This is a genomic window from Streptomyces barkulensis, from assembly GCF_002843305.1.
Lineage (GTDB): Bacteria > Actinomycetota > Actinomycetes > Streptomycetales > Streptomycetaceae > Streptomyces > Streptomyces barkulensis.
Window position 1 is genome coordinate 125,987 of record NZ_PGSG01000061.1, and the last position, 19,877, is coordinate 145,863.

Consider the following 19,877-nt stretch of genomic DNA (forward strand, 5'->3'; position numbering starts at 1 on the left):
CGGTCCGGCACACGCTACGGTGGTGCATCCGGATGCGCGCGGCAGCGCGATCGAGGTTCGCACGAGGTTTGGGGCAAGGCGGTCCATGGCACAGGGCTTGGTCCAGGTGACGCACACCAGCTCGTCGCGGTGGCGGCGCCGAACGGGAGACTACGCCACCATCTCCGCCGCCCTCCTCGCCGCCGGCGACGGTGACGTGCTGACCGTCGCCCCCGGCACCTACCGCGAGAACCTGGTGATCGAACGCGCCGTCACCCTGCGCGGTCCCGAGCGGTCCGACGGCGGCTCGGTGCGTCTGGCCCCCGCCGACGGGGTGGCGCTGACCGTACGCGCCGCGGCGGTCGTACGCGACCTGCAGATCGAGGGCCAGGACGCCGCGGCGCCCGCGCTGCTGGTCGAGGACTGCGTGGCCGAGCTCTCCGGGCTGCGGGTGGTGACGCGGTCGGCCTCCGGCATCGAGGTGCGCTCCGGGGCCCGGCCGACCCTGCGCCGCTGCACGGTGGACAACCCGGCCGGGGTGGGCATCGGCGTCGGCGGGGGCGCGGGCGGGCTGTTCGAGGAGTGCGAGGTGGTCGCGGCCGGGCAGTCGGGCATCGCGGTGCACGAGGGCGCCCATCCCCGGCTGGAGCGCTGCCGGGTCCGCCACGCCTCGGGCGCGGGGCTGTCGCTGTCCGGGGAGGGCAGCGCGGTGGACGCCGTGGGCTGCGAGGTGTACGAGATCAAGGGCGCGGGGGTACGGGTCGCCTCCCGGGCCGTCGGGAACCTCACCGAGTGCCGGGTGCACCGCACCTCCGCCGACGGCGTCACCCTGGACACCGACGCGGTGCTCACCCTCGCCGACTGCGAGATCCACGACATCCCGGAGAACGCGGTCGACCTGCGCTCGCGCTCGGTGCTGACGCTCACCCGCTCCACGGTGCGCCGCTTCGGCCGCAACGGCCTGTCGGTGTGGGACCCGGGCACCCGCGTGGACGCCAACGGATGCGAGATCCAGGAGAGCACGGGCGACTATCCGGCGGTGTGGGTCAGCGACGGAGCCTCGGCTCTGCTGGACTCCTGCCGGGTCCACGACGTGCCGGACGCACTGTTCGTCCTGGACCGGGGCTCGCGGGCCGACGTCCTCGACAGCGATCTGGCGCAGGTGCGCAACACGGCGGTGTCGGTGAGCGACGGCGGGACGGTCCAGCTGGACGACTGCCGCATCCGGGAGGCCGCCACCGGCGCCTGGTTCCGCGACCACGGCAGCGTCGGCACGCTGGCCAACTGCACGATCGACGCAGCCGGGACGGGGGTGATCGTCACCAAGGGCGCCGATCCGGAGATCGACCGCTGCACCGTGACCGATCCGGCGGAGGCGGGCTTCTACGTCTCCGCCGAGGGGCGCGGCACCTTCTCGAACTGCCGGGTGACCGGCTCCGGCGGCTACGGCTTCCATGTGATCGACGGCTGCCGCACCACGCTGCGCCGCTGCCGCACCGAGCGCTGTGCGCGCGGGGGCTACGAGTTCGCCGACGGAGGGCCCGTCGCCGAGGACTGCACCAGCGACCGGAGTTCGGCGCCGGTCACGTCCGAGCCCGAGCCGCCCGCCTCCCCGGCCGTGCGGACCGCGGGCCTGCTGGGCGGCATACCCCAGCAGTCGGCCGCCACGGCGCCCCCCGCCGCCGCGGTCCCCGCGTCCGCGGCCGGCGGGGCTTCCTCCGGCGAGGCCTCCGGCGGGCCGGCCAAGGAGGCGCGGCCGGCGAAGGAGGTGCTGGGCGAACTCGACGCGCTGGTCGGTCTGGAGAGCGTCAAACGGGAGGTGCGCGCCCTCATCGACATGATCGAGGTGGGCCGCAGGCGCCGGGAGGCCGGTCTCAAGGCGGCCTCCGCGCGCAGGCATCTGGTGTTCACCGGATCCCCCGGCACCGGCAAGACCACCGTCGCCCGGCTCTACGGGGAGATCCTGCACTCCCTCGGGGTTCTGGAGCGCGGTCATCTGGTGGAGGTCTCCCGGGTGGATCTGGTCGGCGAGCACATCGGCTCGACGGCGATCCGCACCCAGGAGGCGTTCGACCGGGCGCGCGGCGGTGTGCTGTTCATCGACGAGGCGTACGCCCTCTCGCCCGAGGACTCCGGCCGGGACTTCGGCCGGGAGGCGATCGACACCCTGGTGAAGCTGATGGAGGACCACCGCGACGAGGTGGTCGTCATCGTCGCCGGCTACACCGCGGAGATGAAGCGCTTCCTGGAGACCAACCCCGGTGTGGCCTCCCGGTTCTCACGGACCATCACCTTCGGCGACTACACGCCCGGGGAGTTGCTGCGGATCGTCGGCCAGCAGGCCGAGGAGCACGAGTACCAGCTCGCCGAGGGCACGGCCGACGCGCTGCTGAAGTACTTCGCCGGGCTTCCCAAGGGGCCGACGTTCGGCAACGGCCGCACCGCGCGGCAGACCTTCGAGGCCATGGTCGAGCGGCACGCGGGCCGGGTCGCCCAGCTCGACGACCCGGACACCGACGATCTGACGCTGCTCCACCCCGAGGATCTGCCGCGGGAGCCGCGGCACTGACCGCCCCGCGCCAGGTCCGGCCGGCCCGTCCGGCCCGTCCATGGGCCGGTACGGCTAGCCCGCCGCCGGGCCGGCTCCGGTGCGGCGGCCGGGCCGCGGTTCGGGCCCCTGTTCGGGTCCCTGTTCGGGCTGGGCCGGCACGCAGGGCGTCTCGTCCCCCTCGGACAGCCGGTCCAGCAGGGCCGCGCGTTCGGCGTCGAAGGCGGGGTCGGCCTGGTAGTCGCCGTGGCCCAGGATCGGCGCGGGCAGCGGGTGCTCGGGGGTGCGGCCGTAGTGCAGCGGATCCCTCAGCGGGCCGCGGTCCACCTCCTGCCCGCCGTCCTCGCCCGCCATCACCGGGCCGCCGATCGGATCGGTCAGGCGCCACAGGTTCCGCCAGCAGTCCACCTCCTCGCTCAGCGCGCGCAGCGGGGCGGGGCCGAAGCAGGCCGGGAACCAGCGCCCGTAGAGCCGCTCCAGCGGGGAGCCGTAGGTGAGCAGTGCGACCCGTCCGCGGGTGTCGGGGTCGAGCTGCCAGACGGCGGCGGCGGCCAGCACGCTGCCCTGGGAGTGCCCGGAGATCACCAGCCGGCCGCCGGTGCGCGCGGTCCAGGTGCACATCCGCCAGGTGAGGTCCGGCACCGCGCGCTCGGCGTAGCAGGGCGGCGCGAAGGGGTGGGCGGCGCGCGGCCAGAAGGTGCCCACGTCCCACAGGATGCCGACGGTGCGGCGGGCGGCGGCGTCCCGGTAGGCGCGGCGGCCCATCGCCACCAGCAGCACCACCATGGCGCCCATCAGCCAGGAGCCGAGCCCCTGGACGGCCTGGGCCAGGGCGGGCAGCGGGCCGGGCCAGCCGGCCGCGGCCGGCCCCGGGGGCAGGCCGGTGCGGGCCGCGCCCACCAGGGCGCCGGCGCCCAGCAGCACGGTGGCGACGGTGACGGAGGCGATCAGGGCCGGCGCGGAGTCGGTCAGCCGCGCCCAGGCGACGACGCGGGCGATCCGGCGGCTGCGGGACTCCAGCTCGCGGGGCTCGCCCTCGTAGGAGTCGACGATCTGAGGGGTGAGCCGTCTGCGCGTCCGCCCCGCCCGCACCGCGGCGCCTACCACGAAGACCGTCACGACCAGCAGCAGGACGGGGATCGCCGCCGCCTGCCAGCTCAGCAGCACCGGCGGCCCCGCTATGGCGCCGCCGGCCACGCCGGGGGTGCCGTCCTTGTCCAGCCAGTCCGCCACGCGCTGGGCCACTCCGCCGGTGAGCACTCCGCCGAGCGCGCAGGCCAGTAAGGCGACCGCGGCGCCGCCCAGCCCGCCCATGGCGCACCGTCCGGCGCACGATCCCGGGGGCGAGGCCCGGTGCAGGACGTAGGCGGTGACGGCGATGGCGGCGGCCAGCGCTCCCTGGAGGAGGGCGAGCCAGGCGAACACGCCGGTGCCCGGCAGCTGGGCGGAGGAGGTCCAGCCGGGACGCGGCCAGGCGGCGTACACGGCGGTCAGCGCCAGCGCGCCCAGCGCGGCGCCCGGCAGGACGGCGGAGGCCCACCGGTCGATCCGCTCGTCCGGCTCGGACTCGGTGCGGCCCCTGCGGACCGCGACCAGCACGGTCGCCGCCCAGCCCGCCGCGAGGACGGCGGCCAGCGCCCGCCCGGAGACCTCCGGCGCCGTGCCGCCGCCGGGGCGCAGATCGTGGGCGGCGGTCGCGGCCAGCAGCACGGTGGCGATCGTGAGCAGTCCGGCGGCGGTGTGGGCGGCGCGCAGCCGGGAGACCAGGCGGCGGCCGTACCAGAAGCCCGGCAGGGAGAGCGCGGGCCGCTCCCCGCCGGGCAGCGGCCGGGCCGGGCCGGGCGGGCGCGGGGGCGGCGAGGCGGACTCGTAGGCGCTCCAGGTGCGGTGCGACAGCCACCACAGCAGGGCGGTCAGCGCGGCGGGCACCAGCGCGGCCAGGACCAGGCGGCGGCCGGGCACCGCCCACCAGCCCTCGGTGAGCGGCCCGAGCCAGGACTTGCCGCGCGCGCAGCGTTCGGAGGCGGCGCACTGCCAGGCCACCAGGTCGAGCGCTACCTCGCAGGCCGCGGCGGTGAGCAGCACGGTCAGGGAGAGCGCCACCAGCCGCACCAGGACGTCGTAGACCCGCTGGGCGCGGTGGCGGGCGGGAGCGGCCGGGCGCATCCAGTGGGCGAGGTTGGCGACCATGAACGGCAGCAGGAGCAGCCACAGGGCGCGGGCGCCGTTGCCGGAGGTGAGGTTGGACCAGCAGTACGCCTCGGGGATCGGCCGCTGCCGGGCACGGTCGGCCGGCGGCCCGGTGCGGGGGTCGGCCGACCGGTCGGCGGCCAGGCCGCCCGAGTACCCGTACTCCCCGAAGCGGCTCTCGGCGTCCGCGTCCTCGGTGCGGCGGTGGATGCCGGCGGTGTCGTCGCCGGTGATCCGCACCGTGCGCGGGTCGCCGAGCATCTCCTGCGGCGTGGTGCCGCCGACCCCGTGCACCAGGAGTTCCAGTGCCGGCTCCCCCTGGCCGCCGCGCTGTCCCGCCGGCGGCGCCGGCCGGTTCTCGGGCATGCTGCGCTCCCCCGATCCGGTGTGTGTCCCCGTTTTCCGCGGGGTTCCCCGCGGCGGCAACCAGGATGGCGGCTGCGGAGCCCTGTGCGCAGCCCGACCGGCCTGCCGGACGTCACGATCGCGCTTCGGGGCGCGCCGCGGCCGCGTGGAAGGATGGAGCCGAACAGATGCCCGTATCCGCGCACACGGCCGCACGGGCGATCGCGTGTGCGGCCGCCGGTGGACGAGAAGGGACGGACCAGCAGGTGGGCGACAACCAGAACCTCCTGGCGGAGCAGCGGCGCGCGCTCATCCTGGAGGAGGTCAGGCGCCGCGGCGGGGCGCGGGTCAACGAGCTGACCCGCAGGCTCAGCGTCTCGGACATGACCGTGCGCCGCGATCTTGACGCGCTGGCGCGGCAGGGCGTCCTGGAGAAGGTGCACGGCGGGGCGGTGCCGGTGTCGGGGGCGAGCACGCACGAGCCGGGTTTCGAGGCGAAGTCGTCGCTGGAGCAGCACGCCAAGGAGGACATCGCGCGGGCCGCCGCGGCGATGGCGGCCCCGGGCGGCGCGATCGCGCTCTCCGGGGGCACGACGACGTACGCGCTGGCCCGGTGCCTGCTGGACGTGCCGGATCTGACGGTGGTCACCAACTCGCTGCGGGTCGCGGACGTCTTCCACACCGCGCAGCGCGCGGACGCCTCGCGGGGCGGCCGCCCGGGGGCGGCGACGGTGGTGCTCACCGGCGGGGTGCGCACCCCCTCGGACTCCCTGGTGGGGCCGGTGGCGGACGCGGCGATCGGCTCGCTCCACTTCGATGTGCTCTTCCTCGGCGTGCACGGCATATCCGCCGAGGCCGGGCTGTCCACGCCCAATCTGGCCGAGGCGGAGACCAACCGCCGTCTGGTGCGCTCCGCGCGGCGGGTGGTGGTCGTCGCCGACCACACCAAGTGGGGGACGGTGGGCCTGAGTTCGTTCGCCTCCCTGGCGGAGGTGGACACGCTGGTGACCGACGGCGGCATGCCGAAGCGGACGCGTGCGGAGATCCGCGAGGCGCTGCCGGAGCTGGATCTGGTGGTGGCGGACGGGGGACCCGGCGGGCGGGACGGGCACCGCGGCGGGAATCTGCGGGAGGAGCGCCCATGACACGCGAACTGGAGCGGGTCGGCGCCGGCTTCGTCCGTACCGCCCCCGTGCGGCTGGTGTTCACCGCACGGGCCTCCGCGCCGCCGGAGGCCGTCTACGCGGTGCTGGCCGACACCGAGGGCTGGCCGCGGTGGTTCAAGGCGGTGACCGGCGCCCGGCCGGCCGCGGACGGCCTCGGCCGGAGCATCACACTGCGCGGCGGCGGCCGCTTCCTGGAGACGGTCGTGGCCGCGGAGCCCGCAGAGCGCTACGCCTACCGCGTCGACGCGGCCAACGTCCCCGGCGTGCGGGCGATGCTGGAGGAGTGGCTGCTGGTGCCGGAGGGAACCGGCACCCGGGTCCGGTACACGATGGCGGCCGACGGCACTCCCGTCTTCCGTGCCGCGCTGCGGCTCGCGGGGCCTGCCCTCGGGCGCTCGTTCCGCGGCGCGGTGCGCGGCCTGGACCGGCAGGCCGACCGCGCGTAGCGCCCGCGGGGCGCGTGCGGCGCGCCGCGCGTACCGCAGTGCGCGTAGTGCGGTACGCGCACCCTGGCGTGTCGGGCCCGGCGGGTGCAGACTTCATGGCAGGGCAGGGCAGGGCAGGACGGACGGACAGGGCAGCACCCGGTGGGGGTGGCGCCGGTGACGGCCCGGCCGTGGCGGCGGGCCGGCGGTGACGAAGGTGGGAGGCGTTGCGCTGTGGCGGAGCCCGATTTCAGTGCCACCGGAGTGCGGATAGCACGGTGGCTGCGGTCCCTCACCCGGGCCGGGCAGATCGTCGTCCGCGACGGGCGGATGGTGCTGCTGACCAGTTACGGCCGGGAGATCGACAGCGCGCCGGTCGAGCAGGTCCGCGTCAGCGAGCCGTGGTACGCCGCGCGCGGACAGGCCCTGGCGGCCGTCAACGGCACCTGGTACGCGCTGCGCCTGAAGGGGCAGACGAGCGACGGCCTGGTGGCCGCGCTGCGCGGTGCCCGCGCCCGGTCGGGCGGGGCGCCGGGGAGGTCCGGTGCCCCGAAGGTCGCGGTGGAGCGGCGCGCGGCCCCGGCCGACGGCTGAGGCGCCCGGGGTCCGGGGTTCGGTGGGCGCCCGTCGGGCACACCCACCCGGAAAGATTGTCCGATTTGCACCTTTTCCTGGTCTGAATCACGCTGATGTCTGTGCCGTAGCGGCCGTCAGTGCGCCTGACGCTCTCTCCTCCGTCGTCCGGACACCCTCAACCCTCCCAGGGAGCCGCAGTCGTGATCAGTCACCCCAGCACGTCCGGCCGGCAGCGGACGGTGGAGTTCCAGACCCTTCCCTCCCGGGCCGGCCAGATCCGCCGCATCGTGTCGGCCCTGCTGCGCTACTGGAAACTGGACCCGCTCGTCGGCCCGGCGGCCGACGGTGTCGCCGAACTGCTGGCGGGGGCCCGCCGGCAGGCGGGCCCGGACGGGCGCTGCACCGTGGAGATCGCGCTGCTGCTGGACCGGCTGACGATCTCCGTGCGCGACCATTCCCCGCAGTTCTCCCCCGCCCACGCCACGGGGGCACTCCTGGCAGGCGGACCGCGGCCGGCACCGCGCGACCTCGCCGCCGACGGCGGGGCCGCGCGGATCACCCTGCCGGTACCCGTGCCCGCCGCTCCGGCCGCTCCGGCCCCGGAGGCGGCCCTCCCTCCGGACCGCGCGGCCCCGGCCGAGCCCCTGCAGCACGCCTGACGGGCGCCGGGGCCCGGGTGGCGGCGCCGGGCCCCGGCGCCCCGGGCAGACCCGGATCAGCTCCGGATCAGCCCCGCGCCGCCGTCATGGGGTCGTCCAGGACCGGCTGCCAGGCCAGCTCGGCGGCGCCCACCAGGCCGCTGTAGTCCAGTTCGCAGGCGAGTACCGGCACCTTGCCGCTGCGCCCCCACAGACTGCGCTCGGCGATGACGTTCCGCAGCCGCTCGGCGTCCGCCTCCAGCAGGGCCCGGTGCAGCCCGCCGAGGATGATCCGGTCCGGGTCCAGGATGTTGACCAGACCGGCCAGGCCCAGGCCGAGCCGGTCGATGAGCAGGTGCGCGGCGTCGCGCACGGCCGGGTCGGTGGCGTACTCCGTGCGCAGCAGCTCCAGGGCGCGCTTGAGCAGGCCGGTCTCCGGGCCGGGCTCCCGGCCGGCGGCCTCCAGGAAGGCCAGCGGGTCGGTCTCCACGTCCAGACAGCCGCGCCCGCCGCAGTGGCAGGGCCTGCCGTCCGGGTCCACGGTCAGATGGCCGACCTCCAGGGCCAGTCCCGAACTGCCGGTGTGCAGACGGCCGTCGAGCACGAGCGCACCGCCGACGCCGCGGTGCCCGGTGGCCACGCACAGCAGGTCGCGGGCGCCGCGGCCCGCGCCGTGGCGGTGCTCGGCCAGAGCGACGAGGTTGACGTCGTTGGCGGCGAAGCCGGTCGCCGGCGCGTCGCCGGACGGCCCGGTGACACCGGCCTCGGCCAGGCAGCGGGTGAAGATCTCCCGCACCGGCGCTCCCGGTGGCCAGGCCAGGTGCAGCGGGTTGAGGGCGGTGCCCTCCGGCTCGGCGACGGCGGAGGGCACCGCCAGGCCGGCGCCCAGGCAGCGCCGCCCGGTCTCGCGCAGCAGTCCGGCCCCGGCACCGACGACCTCGGTGAGGACCTGGGCCGGATCGGCCTCCACCGTCACGGCGCCGGGCACGGTTGCGACGATCCGGCCGCCGAGCCCGACGAGGGCGGCGCGGAACCCGTCCGCGTGCACCTGGGCCGCCAGGACGACCGGGCCCCCGGGGTCGACCGACAGCCGGTGGGAGGGGCGGCCCTGGGAGCCGGCGGCGACGGCCGGCCGGGAGTCGACGGTGATCAGCCCGAGCGCCTCCAGCTCCGCGGCCACGGCTCCGGCGGTCGCCCGGGTCACGCCGAGCTCCGCGGTGAGCACGGCGCGGGTGGGCGCGCGTCCGGTGTGCACGAGTTCCAGCGCCGGGCCGAGGGCACCGCGGCCTCTCTCCAGCTTTGTTGTACGCGTCGGGGTCACCGTCCCATTCTGGCTTTGTATGCACCGCGAACAAAGCGGGGTGGCCCGACCGCCGCGAACGGGCCGGAGCACACCCTGGCACACTGCCTCCAGCCGGGTGCGTTCCGCCCTTCCCCGCGGGCGGCGGCTCGGGGGGTTCGCCCCGTGGGCCCTCTGCCCCGCGCCGCGGAGCCGGCCGCCGCGGGCAGGCGGGTCACCGCCGGAGGGGGAATGCGCGACTCGCCCGCCCGCGGCACACCGGCCTTCGCGGGAAGATCCACTGGAAAACCGTCCAGGACGTAGGCTCATCGGGGCGGTGAGGGAGGGCACATGGCTGAGGGTCTGCGATTCGAACTGCTCGGTCCGCTGCGCGCCTTGCGCGGGGGCGACGAGGTGCCGCTGGGACCGCCCCGGCAGCAGGCGGTGCTCGCCGTCCTGCTGCTGCAGGAGGGGCGGCCGATGTCGTACGACGCGCTGGTGAGCGCGGTCTGGGGCGGCGAACCGCCGTCGCACGCGAGGAACCTGGCCCAGAAGTACGTCTCCGGTCTGCGCCGGGCCTTCGCGGCGGCGGGCGGAGGCGGCTCGTCCCCGGAACTGGTGTGGACCGGCAGCGGCTACCGGATCGAGAACGCCGGGATCGACGATCTGGCGGAACGGCGGACGCTGCTGCGCGAGGCGCTGTCCGCGCGCGAGTCGGGCGACCTGCGCCGGGCGGGCGCACTGGCGAGGCAGGCGGAGGAGCTGTGGCGCGGCGAGTTCGCCGAGGGGCTGGCCGGCCCCTACCTCGACGGTGAGCGGCGCCGCTGGGCGGAGAAGCGGCTGATGGTGCTGGAGACCCGGTTGGAGGGCGATCTGGAGCTGGGCCGGTACCGCGAGTGCGTCCACGAGCTGGCGCGGCAGGTGGCCCGGCACCCGCTGCGCGAGCGGCTGGTGGGACTCTCGATGCTGGCGCTGTACCGCTGCGGCCGTCCCGCGGAGGCGCTGGCGGCCTACGAGGAGGCCCGGCGCCGGCTCATGGACGAGCGGGGGGCGGAGCCCGGCCCCGCGCTGCGGGAGCTGCACGCGCGGATCGTGCGCCAGGACCCCTCGCTGCTGCCGGAGTCGGCGCTGGCGTCCTGAGCCCGGCGCGGCCCGGGTCCGGGGAGGGAGCGGGAGCCCTGGCCGCCCGCGGCTAGGAACCCTCCCCGGAGCCGGTCAGGCCGACGGCGGCGGCGAGCCGGGTGACGGCGTGATCGAAGAACTCCTCTCGGGCGTCGACCAGTTGGTTGAACTGGCCGAACACCTCGAAGCCGATCAGGCCGAACAGCTGGGCCCAGGCCGCGATGAGCCCCGCGGCCACGGGGGCGGGCAGGTCGAGGCCGAGCAGTCCCATGAGCCGGTCGGCGTCCTCGGCGACGGGCCCGGGGACGGCCGGCGCGGAGGCGCCGCCGGCGGGTTCGCGCAGGACTCCGGCCGCACGGGCGTCGCGGACGACGACGATCAGGGCGAGGCCGACGCGCGAGGCGGGGGCGACGGTGCTCCGGGGGGCGAAGTAGCCGGGCACGGGCGAGCCGTAGATCAGCGCGTACTCGTGCGGGCGGGCCAGGGCCCACTGCCGTACGGCCCGGCAGACCGCCCGCCAGCGGGCGACCGGCGCGTCGCGGTCCGCCGCGGCCAGGGCACGTTCGGCGGCGGAGCCGATGGCGTCGTAGGCGTCGATGATCAGCGCGGTCAGCAGGTCGTCGCGACTGGGGAAGTACCGGTAGAGCGCGGAGGAGACCATGCCCAGTTCGCGGGCGACCGCGCGCAGCGAGAGCCGGGCGGCGCCCTCCCCTGCGAGCTGTCTGCGCGCCTCTTCCTTGATGGCGGCGGTGATCTCGGCGCGGGCCCGCTCCCTGGCTCCTCGGATCGCGTTCATGAGGTCAGTCTGCCAGCTTCGGAAGCGCCGCACGAAAAGGAGAGCAGTGCTCTTGCGCGGACGCGGACGGCGTGCGACGCTGATCTCACGAGAGAGCACTGATCTCGTTCTGGAACGCTTTTCTCGCCCCCTGCCGTCCCATACGGCCCGGAGCCCTCGCCCAGGAGGCGGATCATGACCGCACAGCCGCACAGCGGATCGCAGCCGACGCCCCGCACCACACCGCACTACAGGAGGACCGGGGCGCTCACCGACCACGTGCTCAACAGGCTGGTGGCCTGGCTGATCCGGCGGGGCATCGGCCCCGCCGGATCCAGGACCCTGGCGGTGCGGGGGCGCAGGAGCGGCGAATGGCGCACCACCCCCGTCAATCCTCTGGAGTTCGAAGGCGCCCGGTACCTCGTCGCGCCGCGCGGGAACACCCAGTGGGTGCGCAATCTGCGCGCGGCCGGCGGCGGGGAGCTGCGCATCGGCGGGCGCGTGGACCGGTTCACGGCCGTGGAGCTGCCGGACGAGGAGAAGCCGGCCGTGCTGCGGGCCTACCTGAGGAAGTGGAAGTGGGAGGTCGGCGCCTTCTTCGACGGCGTCGGGCCGGCCTCCGGCGACGGGGAACTGCTGGCCGTGGCCGACCGGCACCCCGTCTTCCGGATCACCCCGGAGGGATGAACCGGAAGACGGGGGTGCCTGCCGGGAGGCGGCGCCCGGCGCTCAGCGGTCCATTCTCTCCAGGGCCCGCTGGGCCAGGGGGTGGGTGCGGACGAGCTCTCCGAGGGTGGTCGTCCCACGGGTGATCCTCGCGAAGGCGTTCCACGCCGGGCGGAAACCGGTGAGCACCGCGTGCAGCAGCTTCGGACGGCGGGCGAAGACGGCGTGCATCCGGCTGCCCACGCCCATCTCCACGCCCAGCCCCGACTTGACGGCGAAGGCGTAGTTGAGGGCCTGGCGGCGGGCGTCCACCGCGTCGTGCGCCTCGGCGACCCGCACCGCCCACTCCCCCGCCAGCCGTCCGGAGCGCAGGGCGAAGGAGATGCCCTCGCGCGTCCAGGGCTCCAGCAGCCCGGCCGCGTCGCCGCAGACCAGGACCCGGCCCCGGGTCAGCGGGGAGTCCGCCGAGCGGCAGCGGGTGAGGTGGCCCGAGGAGATCGCGGGCTCGAAGCCGGCGAGCCCGAGGCGGGCGACGAAGTCCTCCAGATAACGCTTGGTCGCCGCGCCCTCGCCGCGGGCGGAGATCACCCCCACCGTGAGCGTGTCGCCCTTGGGGAACACCCAGCCGTAACTGCCGGGCAGCGGGCCCCAGTCGATGAGGACGCGGCCCGCCCAGTCCTCGGCCACCGACGGCGGCACCGGGATCTCCGCCTCCAGTCCCAGGTCCACCTGGTCGACCTTCACCCCGACATGGGCTCCTATCCGGCCGGCACTGCCGTCCGCGCCGACCACGGCACGGGCCAGGACGGTGCGGCCGTCCGCGAGGACCACGGCCACGGTGCGCCGGTCGGGGACGGCGGGGCCGTGCTGCTCGACGCGGGTGACGGCGGCGCCCGTCCACAGCTCCGCGCCGGCCTTCTGCGCGGACTCCACCAGCGCGTGGTCGAACTCGGGCCGGTTGACCAGCCCGAACAGCATGTTCCGGGAGCGCCGGGTGCGGGCGAACCTGCCGTCCAGCGAGAAGGTCACCGCGTACACCCGGTCGCGCAGGGGCAGTTCGAAGCCGGGCGGCAGGGCGTCCCGGGAAGGCCCGATGATGCCTCCGCCACAGGTCTTGTAGCGGGGGAGTTCCGCCTTCTCCAGGAGCAGGACCCGGCGTCCGGTGACGGCCGCGGCGTACGCCGCGGAGGCTCCGGCCGGCCCCGCTCCCACCACCACCACGTCCCACACCGGGTTCTGCCGGTCCGTGCCCTCGGCGCCCTCGACGCTTTCCCTGCTCACGTGTGTTACCGCTCCCGCTCGGCCGCTTCCGGTTATCGCCGCATCCTAGTGCCGCGTCCCCCCGGATCCCCTGTGGGATCATCGGCACCACACATCCGCCTGTACGTACGGTGATCCCGCCCACAGGCACACAACGCGGTACCACGAAGGAGCGTTCCCATGGCGCACGACGCATTGGCAGCCACCGTAGCCTCGCTGATGCCCCGGGCCCGTACCGAGCTCGGCGAGCTGGTGGCCTTCAAATCGGTCGCCGACCCGGCCCAGTTCCCGCCCGAGGAGTGCGCGGCAGCGGCCCGGTGGGTGGCGGACGCGCTGCGCGCCGAGGGCTTCACCGACGTGGCGCTGCTGGACACCCCGGACGGCACGCAGTCGGTCTACGGCTTCCTGCCCGGCCCGGCCGGCGCCCCCACCGTGCTGCTGTACGCCCACTACGACGTGCAGCCGCCGCTGGACGAGGACGCCTGGCTCTCCCCGCCGTTCACACTGACCGAGCGCGACGGGCGGTGGTACGGGCGCGGCGCCGCCGACTGCAAGGGCGGCTTCATCATGCACCTGCTCGCGCTGCGCGCCCTGAAGGCCAACGGCGGGGTGCCGGTGAACGTCAAGGTGATCGCCGAGGGCTCCGAGGAGATGGGCATGGGGGGCCTGGAGCTCTACGCCGAGGCGCACCCGGAGCTGCTGACCGCCGACACCATCGTCATCGGGGACTCCGGGAACTTCCGCGCCGGCCTGCCGACCGTCACCGCGACGCTGCGCGGGATGACCATGCTGAAGGTCCGGGTGGACACCCTGGAGGGCAATCTGCACTCCGGGCAGTTCGGCGGCGCCGCCCCGGACGCACTCGCGGCCCTCGTCCGGATGCTGGACTCGCTGCGCGCCGAGGACGGCTCGACGACCGTCGACGGGCTGTCCTCGGACGCCTCCTGGGAGGGCCTGCAGTACCCGGAGGAGGACTTCCGCAGGGACGCCAGGGTGCTCGACGGGGTGGAGCTGATCGGCTCGGGCACCGTCGCCGACCGCATCTGGGCCCGCCCCGCCGTCACCGTCCTGGGCATCGACTGCCCGCCCGTGGTCGGCGCCACCCCGTCGGTGCAGGCGAGCGCCCAGGCGCTGATCAGCCTGCGGGTGCCCCCGGGCACGGACGCCGCCGAGGCCACCGGGCTGCTCACCGCCCACCTGGAGTCCCACGTCCCCTGGGGCGCGCGGCTGGCCGTGGAGCAGGTGGGCCAGGGCCAGCCGTTCAGCGCGGACACCACCAGCCCGGCGTACACCGCGATGGCCGAGGCGATGCGCGAGGCGTACGACGGCGCCGAGATGGCCACCGCCGGCATGGGCGGCTCGATCCCGCTGTGCAACACCCTGGGCAGGCTCTACCCCAAGGCGGAGATCCTGCTGATCGGCCTGAGCGAGCCGGAGGCCCAGATCCACGCGGTCAACGAGAGCGTCTCCCCGGACGAGCTGCGGCGGCTGTCGGTGACCGAGGCGCTGTTCCTGCGCAAGTACGCCGAGGCCGCGCTCGGCTGACCGGCCGCCGGCGCCGGGCGGCCGGGACCGCGCACCGCACGGGTCCGGCCGTCACGCGCCGACCGGTGTGCCCGCCTCCAGGTTGAGCGTGACGCCCCGCTCGCGCGCCCGCAGCGCCCAGCGCAGCCGCTCCATCCGCACCGGGGGCAGCATTCCGGCGGCCTCCCGCTCGGTGGCGAAGCGCCAGCCGCGCAGTTCCGAGCCGGGCAGCAGCAGGCCGCGGGCGGCCTCGGTGGTCAGCCGGCCGCCGTCGAAGAGCAGCCGCAGACCGCCGTAGCCGGGCGGGCGGGGCGGCTCCCAGTCGACGACGAGCAGCCGGAGCGCGGTGTCCAGCCGCAGCCCCAGTTCCTCGGCCACCTCGCGCAGCCCGGCGCGGGCGGGCGGTTCACCGGGTTCGACCACACCGCCGGGGAACTCCCAGCCGGGCTTGTAGGTCGGGTCGACCAGCAGCACCCGGTCCGTCTCGTCGAAGAGGAGGACCCCGGCGGCCACGGTCTCCGCGGTCGGTTCCGGGGTCTGCACGATGTCGCAGGCGCCTTCCCCGGCACGTACCGCCTCCGCCACCTTCTCGGCGGTCTGCCGGGGGGTGAGGAAGGTGGCGTCGACGGTGTAGGCGTCGGCCCGGAGCCAGTCCGGCACCCGGTGGTGGGCCGACGGGCGCCGGACCGGATCCGGGCACCGGTCGCCCGCCGCGGCACCGGAGAGGCCGGAGAGGCCGGGGGCGGCGTCCTCAGCGTCCCCGGGTGCCTCCCCGGTGTCCCGGCGCCGGGCGGCCCGCTCGCGGAGGATCGTTTCCTCTACGTCCAGGAGCACATGCCGCACGGGGATGCGGCGGGCCGCCAGCCCGCCGAAGACCTCGTCGCGGTACTCCTGCCGCAGCAGCGTCATCGGCACCACCAGGGTGCCGCCCACCTCACCGTGGACGGCCGCGGCCGTATCCACCACCAGCCGCCGCCAGGCGGGCAGGTCCTGGTGGTCCGGCACCTCGTCCAGACGTTTGCGCGGCAGCAGCGCGCGCAGCCCCACGCCGATCAGACCGGGGTCGAAGAGGTTGCTGTCCGCAAGCAGCTCGACCAGCTCACGGGCCGCCGCGGTCTTGCCCGCGCCGAAGGCGCCGTTCAACCAGACGATCACGGTTCCCCCCATTCCGTCGTCCCCGGTTCACTGCCCGCTCCACCCCGCCCCGGAAACGCGCCCCCGCGCTCCGTCCCGCGCGTCGTCCCGCGCGTTCGGCGCCGCACGCCCCGCCTCGCGCGGGCCGGGGCTCTCACCCGGGCCGGCCCAGCGCCTGGCGGCAGGCCGCCGCGGCCCCGACGAGGCCGGCCCCGGTGCCCGTGCCGGCGGGGACGACCTCCAGCCCCCGGACGTAGGAGAGCGTGGCGTACTCACCCAGTGCCCGGCGCAGCGGCGCGAACAGCACCTCGCCCGCCTGGGCCACTCCCCCTCCGATCACCGCGATCTCGATCTCGGCCAGCGCCGCGGTCGCGGCGATCCCGGCCGCCAGCGCCCGTGCGGCGCGCTCGAAGGAGGCCACGGCCACCGGGTCCCCGGCCCGTGCGGCGGCGGCCACCCCGCGGGCGCCGGCGTCGCCGTCCGGTCCGGGCCGCCAGCCGTTCGCCAGGGCCCGGCGGGCGATGTTGGGCCCGCTGGCCAGGCCCTCCACGCAGCCGCGCGCCCCGCACGGGCAGGGGTCACCGTCGAGGTCCACACTGATGTGGCCGATGTGACCGGCGTTGCCGGTCGGTCCGGGGTGGAGTCTGCCGTCCAGGACCAGCCCGCCGCCCACTCCGGTGGAGACGACCATGCACAGAGCGTTGTCCCGGCCTCGCGCCGCGCCCTGCCAGTGCTCGGCGGCGGTGATCGCCACTCCGTCGCCCACCAGCGTCACGGGCATCTCCCCGACGGCGGCGCGCACCCCGTCCACCAGCGGGTAGTCCCGCCAGCCGGGGATGTTGACCGGGCTCACCGTGCCTCGCCGGGCGTCCACCGGCCCGGCGCTGCCGATCCCCAGAGCCGCCACGCGCGGCCACTGGGGCGCCGCCCTCAGTTCGCCGAGCACCTCGTCCACCGCCCGCATCACGCCGTCGCCCGGCTCCCGCGCCGGGGTGGGCCGCCGGGTCCGCAGCAGCAGCCGCCCGCCGCCGTCCACCAGCGCGCCTGCGATCTTGGTTCCGCCGATGTCGAGGGCGGCGAGAAGATCCTGGTCCATGGCCGGAGAGTCTCACCTATTTCTGACAACGTTGTCCACTCCATCGGCCGGCTCTATGCTCTGAGGCCACCGGCGCACGGGGACGTGCCGCGTGCGACCGTGTCACCGACCGCCGACCGCCGACCGCCGACGACAGGACGAGACCTCACGTGGCCGACACCGCCCGCCCCGCCCGCGACCCCCGGCGCCGCTACGGGCTGCGGCCGACGATGAAGGACGTGGCCGCCCGCGCCGGGGTCGGCCTCAAGACCGTCTCCCGGGTCGTCAACGGCGAGCCCGGCGTCACCCCCGACACCGAGCGCCGGGTGCGGGAGGCCATCACCGCCCTCGGCTTCCGCCGCAACGACAGCGCCCGCATCCTGCGCAAGGGCCGTACCGCGAGCGTCGGGCTGATCCTGGAGGACCTCGCCGACCCCTTCTACGCCCCCCTCAGCCGTGCCGTCGAGGAGGTCGCCCGGGCGCACGGCGCGCTGCTGATCAACGGTTCCAGCGCCGAGGACGGCGAGCGCGAGAGGGAGCTGGCGCTGGCCCTGTGCGCCCGGCGCGTGGACGGACTGGTGGTCGTCCCGGCCGGCGACGACCACCGCTATCTGGAGCCGGAGATCTCCGCCGGGATCGCCACCGTCTTCGTGGACCGCCCCGCCGCCCGCATCGAGGCCGACGCGGTGCTCTCCGACAGCTTCACGGGAGCCCGCGAGGGCGTCGCCCACCTCATCGCCCACGGTCACCGCAGGATCGGTTTCATCGGCGACCTGCCGCGCATCCACACCGCCGCCGAGCGGCTGCGCGGCTACCGGGCCGCGATGACGCGGGCCGGGCTCGCGGTGGACGACTCGTGGGTCGCGCTCGGCCCCACCGACCCCGGGCGCGTACGGGCCGACGCCGAGCGCATGCTGGCGGGGCGGGGGTCGGCCGCGGGACCGGTCACCGCGCTGCTGACGGGCAACAACCGGGTGACGGTCACCGTGGTGCGGGTGCTGGCCGGCCTGGAGCGGCGCGTGGCGCTGGTGGGCTTCGACGACTTCGAACTGGCCGATCTGCTGACCCCGCCGGTCACCGTCATCGCGCAGGAACCCGCCCTGCTGGGCCGCAGAGCCGGCGAGCTGCTGTTCCGCCGGCTGGAGGGCTCGGGCGAGGAGCCGCGGCGCGTGGTGCTGCCCACCCGGCTGATCCCGCGCGGCTCGGGGGAGGTCCCTCCGCACTCCTGACCGCGCCCGGGGCCGGTACGGACGCGGCCGGGGCCGCGCGGGTCGGTTCACGATCCGCGCGGCCCCGGCCGCTGTCCGCCTTCCGCGGAGGTCGTCAGCCCTTGCGGGCCTTGACCTCCTCGGTGAGCTTCGGGAGGACCTCGAAGAGGTCGCCGACCACGCCGTAGTCGACCAGGTCGAAGATCGGGGCCTCCTCGTCCTTGTTGACGGCCACGATGGTCTTCGAGGTCTGCATGCCGGCCCGGTGCTGGATGGCGCCGGAGATGCCCGCCGCGATGTACAGCTGCGGCGAGACGGACTTGCCGGTCTGGCCGACCTGGTGGGTGTGCGGGTACCAGCCCGCGTCCACCGCGGCGCGCGAGGCGCCGACGGCCGCGCCGAGGGAGTCGGCGAGGTTCTCGATGACCGAGAAGTTCTCGGCACCGTTGACGCCGCGGCCGCCGGAGACCACGATCGCGGCCTCGGTCAGCTCCGGGCGGCCGGTCGACTCGCGCGGGGTGCGGGAGACGACCTTGGTGCCGGTGGACTTCTCACCGAAGGTCACCGACAGCTGCTCGACCGTGCCCGCGGCCGGGGCGGCCTCGGGTGCGGCGGAGTTGGGCTTGACGGTGATGACCGGGGTGCCCTTGGTGACGCGGGACTTGGTGGTGAAGGCCGCGGCGAAGACCGACTGGGTCGCCACCGGGCCGGAGTCGCCGGCCTCCAGGTCGACGGCGTCGGTGATGACACCCGAGCCGATGCGCAGCGCCAGGCGGGCCGCGATCTCCTTGCCCTCCGCGGAGGAGGGGACCAGCACGGCGGCCGGGGAGACGGCCTCGTAGGCGGCCTGGAGCGCGTCCACCTTCGGTACGACGAGGTAGTCGGCGAACTCGGGGGCGTCCGCGGCGAGCACCTTCACCGCGCCGTACTCGGCCAGCGTGGCGGCGGCGCTGTCGGCGCCGGCGCCCAGGTGCACGGCGACCGGGTCGCCGACGCGGCGGGCCAGGGTCAGCAGTTCGAGGGTGGGCTTGCGGACGGCGCCGTCCACGTGGTCGACGTAGACAAGGACTTCAGCCATGGGAGTTGCTCTCCTGCGAGGATTGCGAGGGCGGAAAGGAGTGAGGGGTGCGACGGGCCTTCGGGCTCAGATGAACTTCTGGCCCGCGAGGAACTCGGCGAGCTGCTTGGCGCCCTCGCCCTCGTCCTTGACGATCGTGCCCGCGGTGCGGGCCGGGCGCTCGGCGGCCTCGTCGACCTTGGTCCAGGAGCCCTCGAGGCCGACCTCGTCGGCGTCGATGTCCAGGTCGTCCAGGTCCAGGGACTGAACCGGCTTCTTCTTGGCGGCCATGATGCCCTTGAAGGAGGGGTAGCGCGCCTCGCCGGACTGGTCGGTCACGGACACGACGGCCGGAAGCGCGGCCTGAAGCTGCTCGGTCGCGGCGTCGCCGTCGCGGCGGCCGGTGACCTTGCCGTCCTCCACGGAGACCTCGGACAGCAGCGTGGCCTGCGGCACGCCCAGGCGCTCGGACAGCAGCGCGGGCAGCACGCCCATGGTGCCGTCGGTGGAGGCCATGCCGCAGACGACCAGGTCGTAGCCGGTCTTCTCGACGGCCTTGGCCAGCACCAGGGAAGTGCCGATCGCGTCGGTGCCGTGCAGGTCGTCGTCCTCCACGTGCACGGCCTTGTCGGCGCCCATGGACAGCGCCTTGCGCAGCGCGTCCTTGGCGTCCTCGGGGCCCACGGTCAGCACGGTGACCTCGGCGTCATCGGCGTTCTCGGCGATCTGCAGGGCCTGCTCGACGGCGTACTCGTCGAGCTCCGACAGCAGACCGTCCACGTCCTCGCGGTCGACGGTCAGGTCATCGGCGAAGTGCCGGTCGCCGGTGGCGTCGGGCACGTACTTCACACAGACAACGATCCTCAAGCTCACGCCGGCTCTCCTACATGCGTCGTCATTACTGGCTGCC

Annotated in this window: 17 protein-coding genes; 9 read left to right on the forward strand and 8 right to left on the reverse strand. The window is 75.4% G+C overall.

Annotated features, from left to right (window positions below):
- Positions 1-85 precede the first annotated feature (85 nt).
- A complete protein-coding gene (locus CUT83_RS12845; protein WP_101255975.1) occupies positions 86-2,548 on the forward strand; it encodes a right-handed parallel beta-helix repeat-containing protein in 2,463 nt (820 codons plus the stop codon).
- A gap of 54 nt (positions 2,549-2,602) precedes the next feature.
- On the opposite strand, the gene CUT83_RS12850 is transcribed toward CUT83_RS12845, so the two are convergent.
- The gene (locus CUT83_RS12850; RefSeq protein ID WP_241524791.1) at positions 2,603-5,083 is read right to left on the reverse strand and encodes a hypothetical protein; all 2,481 of its coding nucleotides are present in this window, start codon (positions 5,081-5,083) and stop codon (positions 2,603-2,605) included.
- 245 nt (positions 5,084-5,328) lie between these two features.
- On the opposite strand from CUT83_RS12850, the gene CUT83_RS12855 reads away from it, so the two are divergent.
- The 4 genes from CUT83_RS12855 (at position 5,329) to CUT83_RS12870 (ending at position 7,888) form a co-directional block, all read left to right on the forward strand.
- Entirely contained in the window at positions 5,329-6,207 is an 879-nt protein-coding gene (locus CUT83_RS12855) for a DeoR/GlpR family DNA-binding transcription regulator (RefSeq protein ID WP_101255977.1), read from the forward strand.
- Positions 6,204-6,674 carry an SRPBCC family protein gene (locus tag CUT83_RS12860; RefSeq protein WP_101255978.1) on the forward strand — a complete coding sequence of 157 codons (471 nt, stop codon included), beginning with the start codon at positions 6,204-6,206 and terminating at the stop codon, positions 6,672-6,674. Before CUT83_RS12855 ends, CUT83_RS12860 begins: the two co-directional genes overlap by 4 nt.
- Positions 6,675-6,887: 213 nt before the next feature.
- A complete protein-coding gene (locus tag CUT83_RS30935; RefSeq protein ID WP_240957818.1) occupies positions 6,888-7,247 on the forward strand; it encodes a hypothetical protein in 360 nt (119 codons plus the stop codon).
- 182 nt (positions 7,248-7,429) lie between these two features.
- Positions 7,430-7,888: an ATP-binding protein gene (locus CUT83_RS12870; RefSeq protein ID WP_101255979.1), complete on the forward strand. Its 459-nt coding sequence runs from the start codon at positions 7,430-7,432 to the stop codon at positions 7,886-7,888.
- Positions 7,889-7,955: 67 nt separating this feature from the next.
- Here CUT83_RS12870 and CUT83_RS12875 read toward each other — a convergent pair whose 3' ends face one another.
- Positions 7,956-9,188 (reverse strand): ROK family protein, encoded by a 1,233-nt coding sequence (locus CUT83_RS12875; RefSeq protein WP_101255980.1) that lies wholly within the window; start codon positions 9,186-9,188, stop codon positions 7,956-7,958.
- Between the two features lie 309 nt (positions 9,189-9,497).
- Between CUT83_RS12875 and CUT83_RS12880 the strand changes: the two genes are divergently transcribed.
- Positions 9,498-10,286, forward strand: coding sequence for an AfsR/SARP family transcriptional regulator (locus CUT83_RS12880; protein ID WP_093850137.1), 789 nt, complete (start codon positions 9,498-9,500; stop codon positions 10,284-10,286).
- A gap of 52 nt (positions 10,287-10,338) precedes the next feature.
- Here the strand turns inward: CUT83_RS12880 and CUT83_RS12885 are convergent, their stop codons facing one another.
- On the reverse strand, positions 10,339-11,064 hold the full coding sequence (locus CUT83_RS12885) for a TetR/AcrR family transcriptional regulator (protein ID WP_101255981.1): 726 nt from the start codon (positions 11,062-11,064) through the stop codon (positions 10,339-10,341).
- A 174-nt stretch (positions 11,065-11,238) separates the two neighbouring features.
- On the opposite strand from CUT83_RS12885, the gene CUT83_RS12890 reads away from it, so the two are divergent.
- Positions 11,239-11,730 (forward strand): nitroreductase family deazaflavin-dependent oxidoreductase, encoded by a 492-nt coding sequence (locus CUT83_RS12890; RefSeq protein ID WP_101255982.1) that lies wholly within the window; start codon positions 11,239-11,241, stop codon positions 11,728-11,730.
- Positions 11,731-11,772: 42 nt separating this feature from the next.
- On the opposite strand, the gene CUT83_RS12895 is transcribed toward CUT83_RS12890, so the two are convergent.
- Positions 11,773-12,939 carry a geranylgeranyl reductase family protein gene (locus tag CUT83_RS12895; protein ID WP_101256033.1) on the reverse strand — a complete coding sequence of 389 codons (1,167 nt, stop codon included), beginning with the start codon at positions 12,937-12,939 and terminating at the stop codon, positions 11,773-11,775.
- Between the two features lie 210 nt (positions 12,940-13,149).
- On the opposite strand from CUT83_RS12895, the gene CUT83_RS12900 reads away from it, so the two are divergent.
- Positions 13,150-14,514, forward strand: a complete 1,365-nt coding sequence (locus CUT83_RS12900; protein ID WP_101255983.1) for a dipeptidase — start codon at positions 13,150-13,152, stop codon at positions 14,512-14,514.
- 51 nt (positions 14,515-14,565) lie between these two features.
- Here the strand turns inward: CUT83_RS12900 and CUT83_RS12905 are convergent, their stop codons facing one another.
- Positions 14,566-15,648 carry an NUDIX hydrolase gene (locus CUT83_RS12905; protein WP_101255984.1) on the reverse strand — a complete coding sequence of 361 codons (1,083 nt, stop codon included), beginning with the start codon at positions 15,646-15,648 and terminating at the stop codon, positions 14,566-14,568.
- Between the two features lie 133 nt (positions 15,649-15,781).
- Positions 15,782-16,723 (reverse strand): ROK family protein, encoded by a 942-nt coding sequence (locus CUT83_RS12910; protein ID WP_101255985.1) that lies wholly within the window; start codon positions 16,721-16,723, stop codon positions 15,782-15,784.
- 209 nt (positions 16,724-16,932) lie between these two features.
- Here CUT83_RS12910 and CUT83_RS12915 point away from each other — a divergent pair, with 209 nt between their 5' ends.
- A complete protein-coding gene (locus CUT83_RS12915; RefSeq protein WP_101256034.1) occupies positions 16,933-17,931 on the forward strand; it encodes a LacI family DNA-binding transcriptional regulator in 999 nt (332 codons plus the stop codon).
- Positions 17,932-18,025: 94 nt separating this feature from the next.
- Here CUT83_RS12915 and CUT83_RS12920 read toward each other — a convergent pair whose 3' ends face one another.
- The gene (locus tag CUT83_RS12920; protein WP_101255986.1) at positions 18,026-18,988 is read right to left on the reverse strand and encodes an electron transfer flavoprotein subunit alpha/FixB family protein; all 963 of its coding nucleotides are present in this window, start codon (positions 18,986-18,988) and stop codon (positions 18,026-18,028) included.
- A 66-nt stretch (positions 18,989-19,054) separates the two neighbouring features.
- The gene (locus tag CUT83_RS12925) at positions 19,055-19,840 is read right to left on the reverse strand and encodes an electron transfer flavoprotein subunit beta/FixA family protein (protein WP_101255987.1); all 786 of its coding nucleotides are present in this window, start codon (positions 19,838-19,840) and stop codon (positions 19,055-19,057) included.
- Positions 19,841-19,877 lie beyond the last annotated feature (37 nt).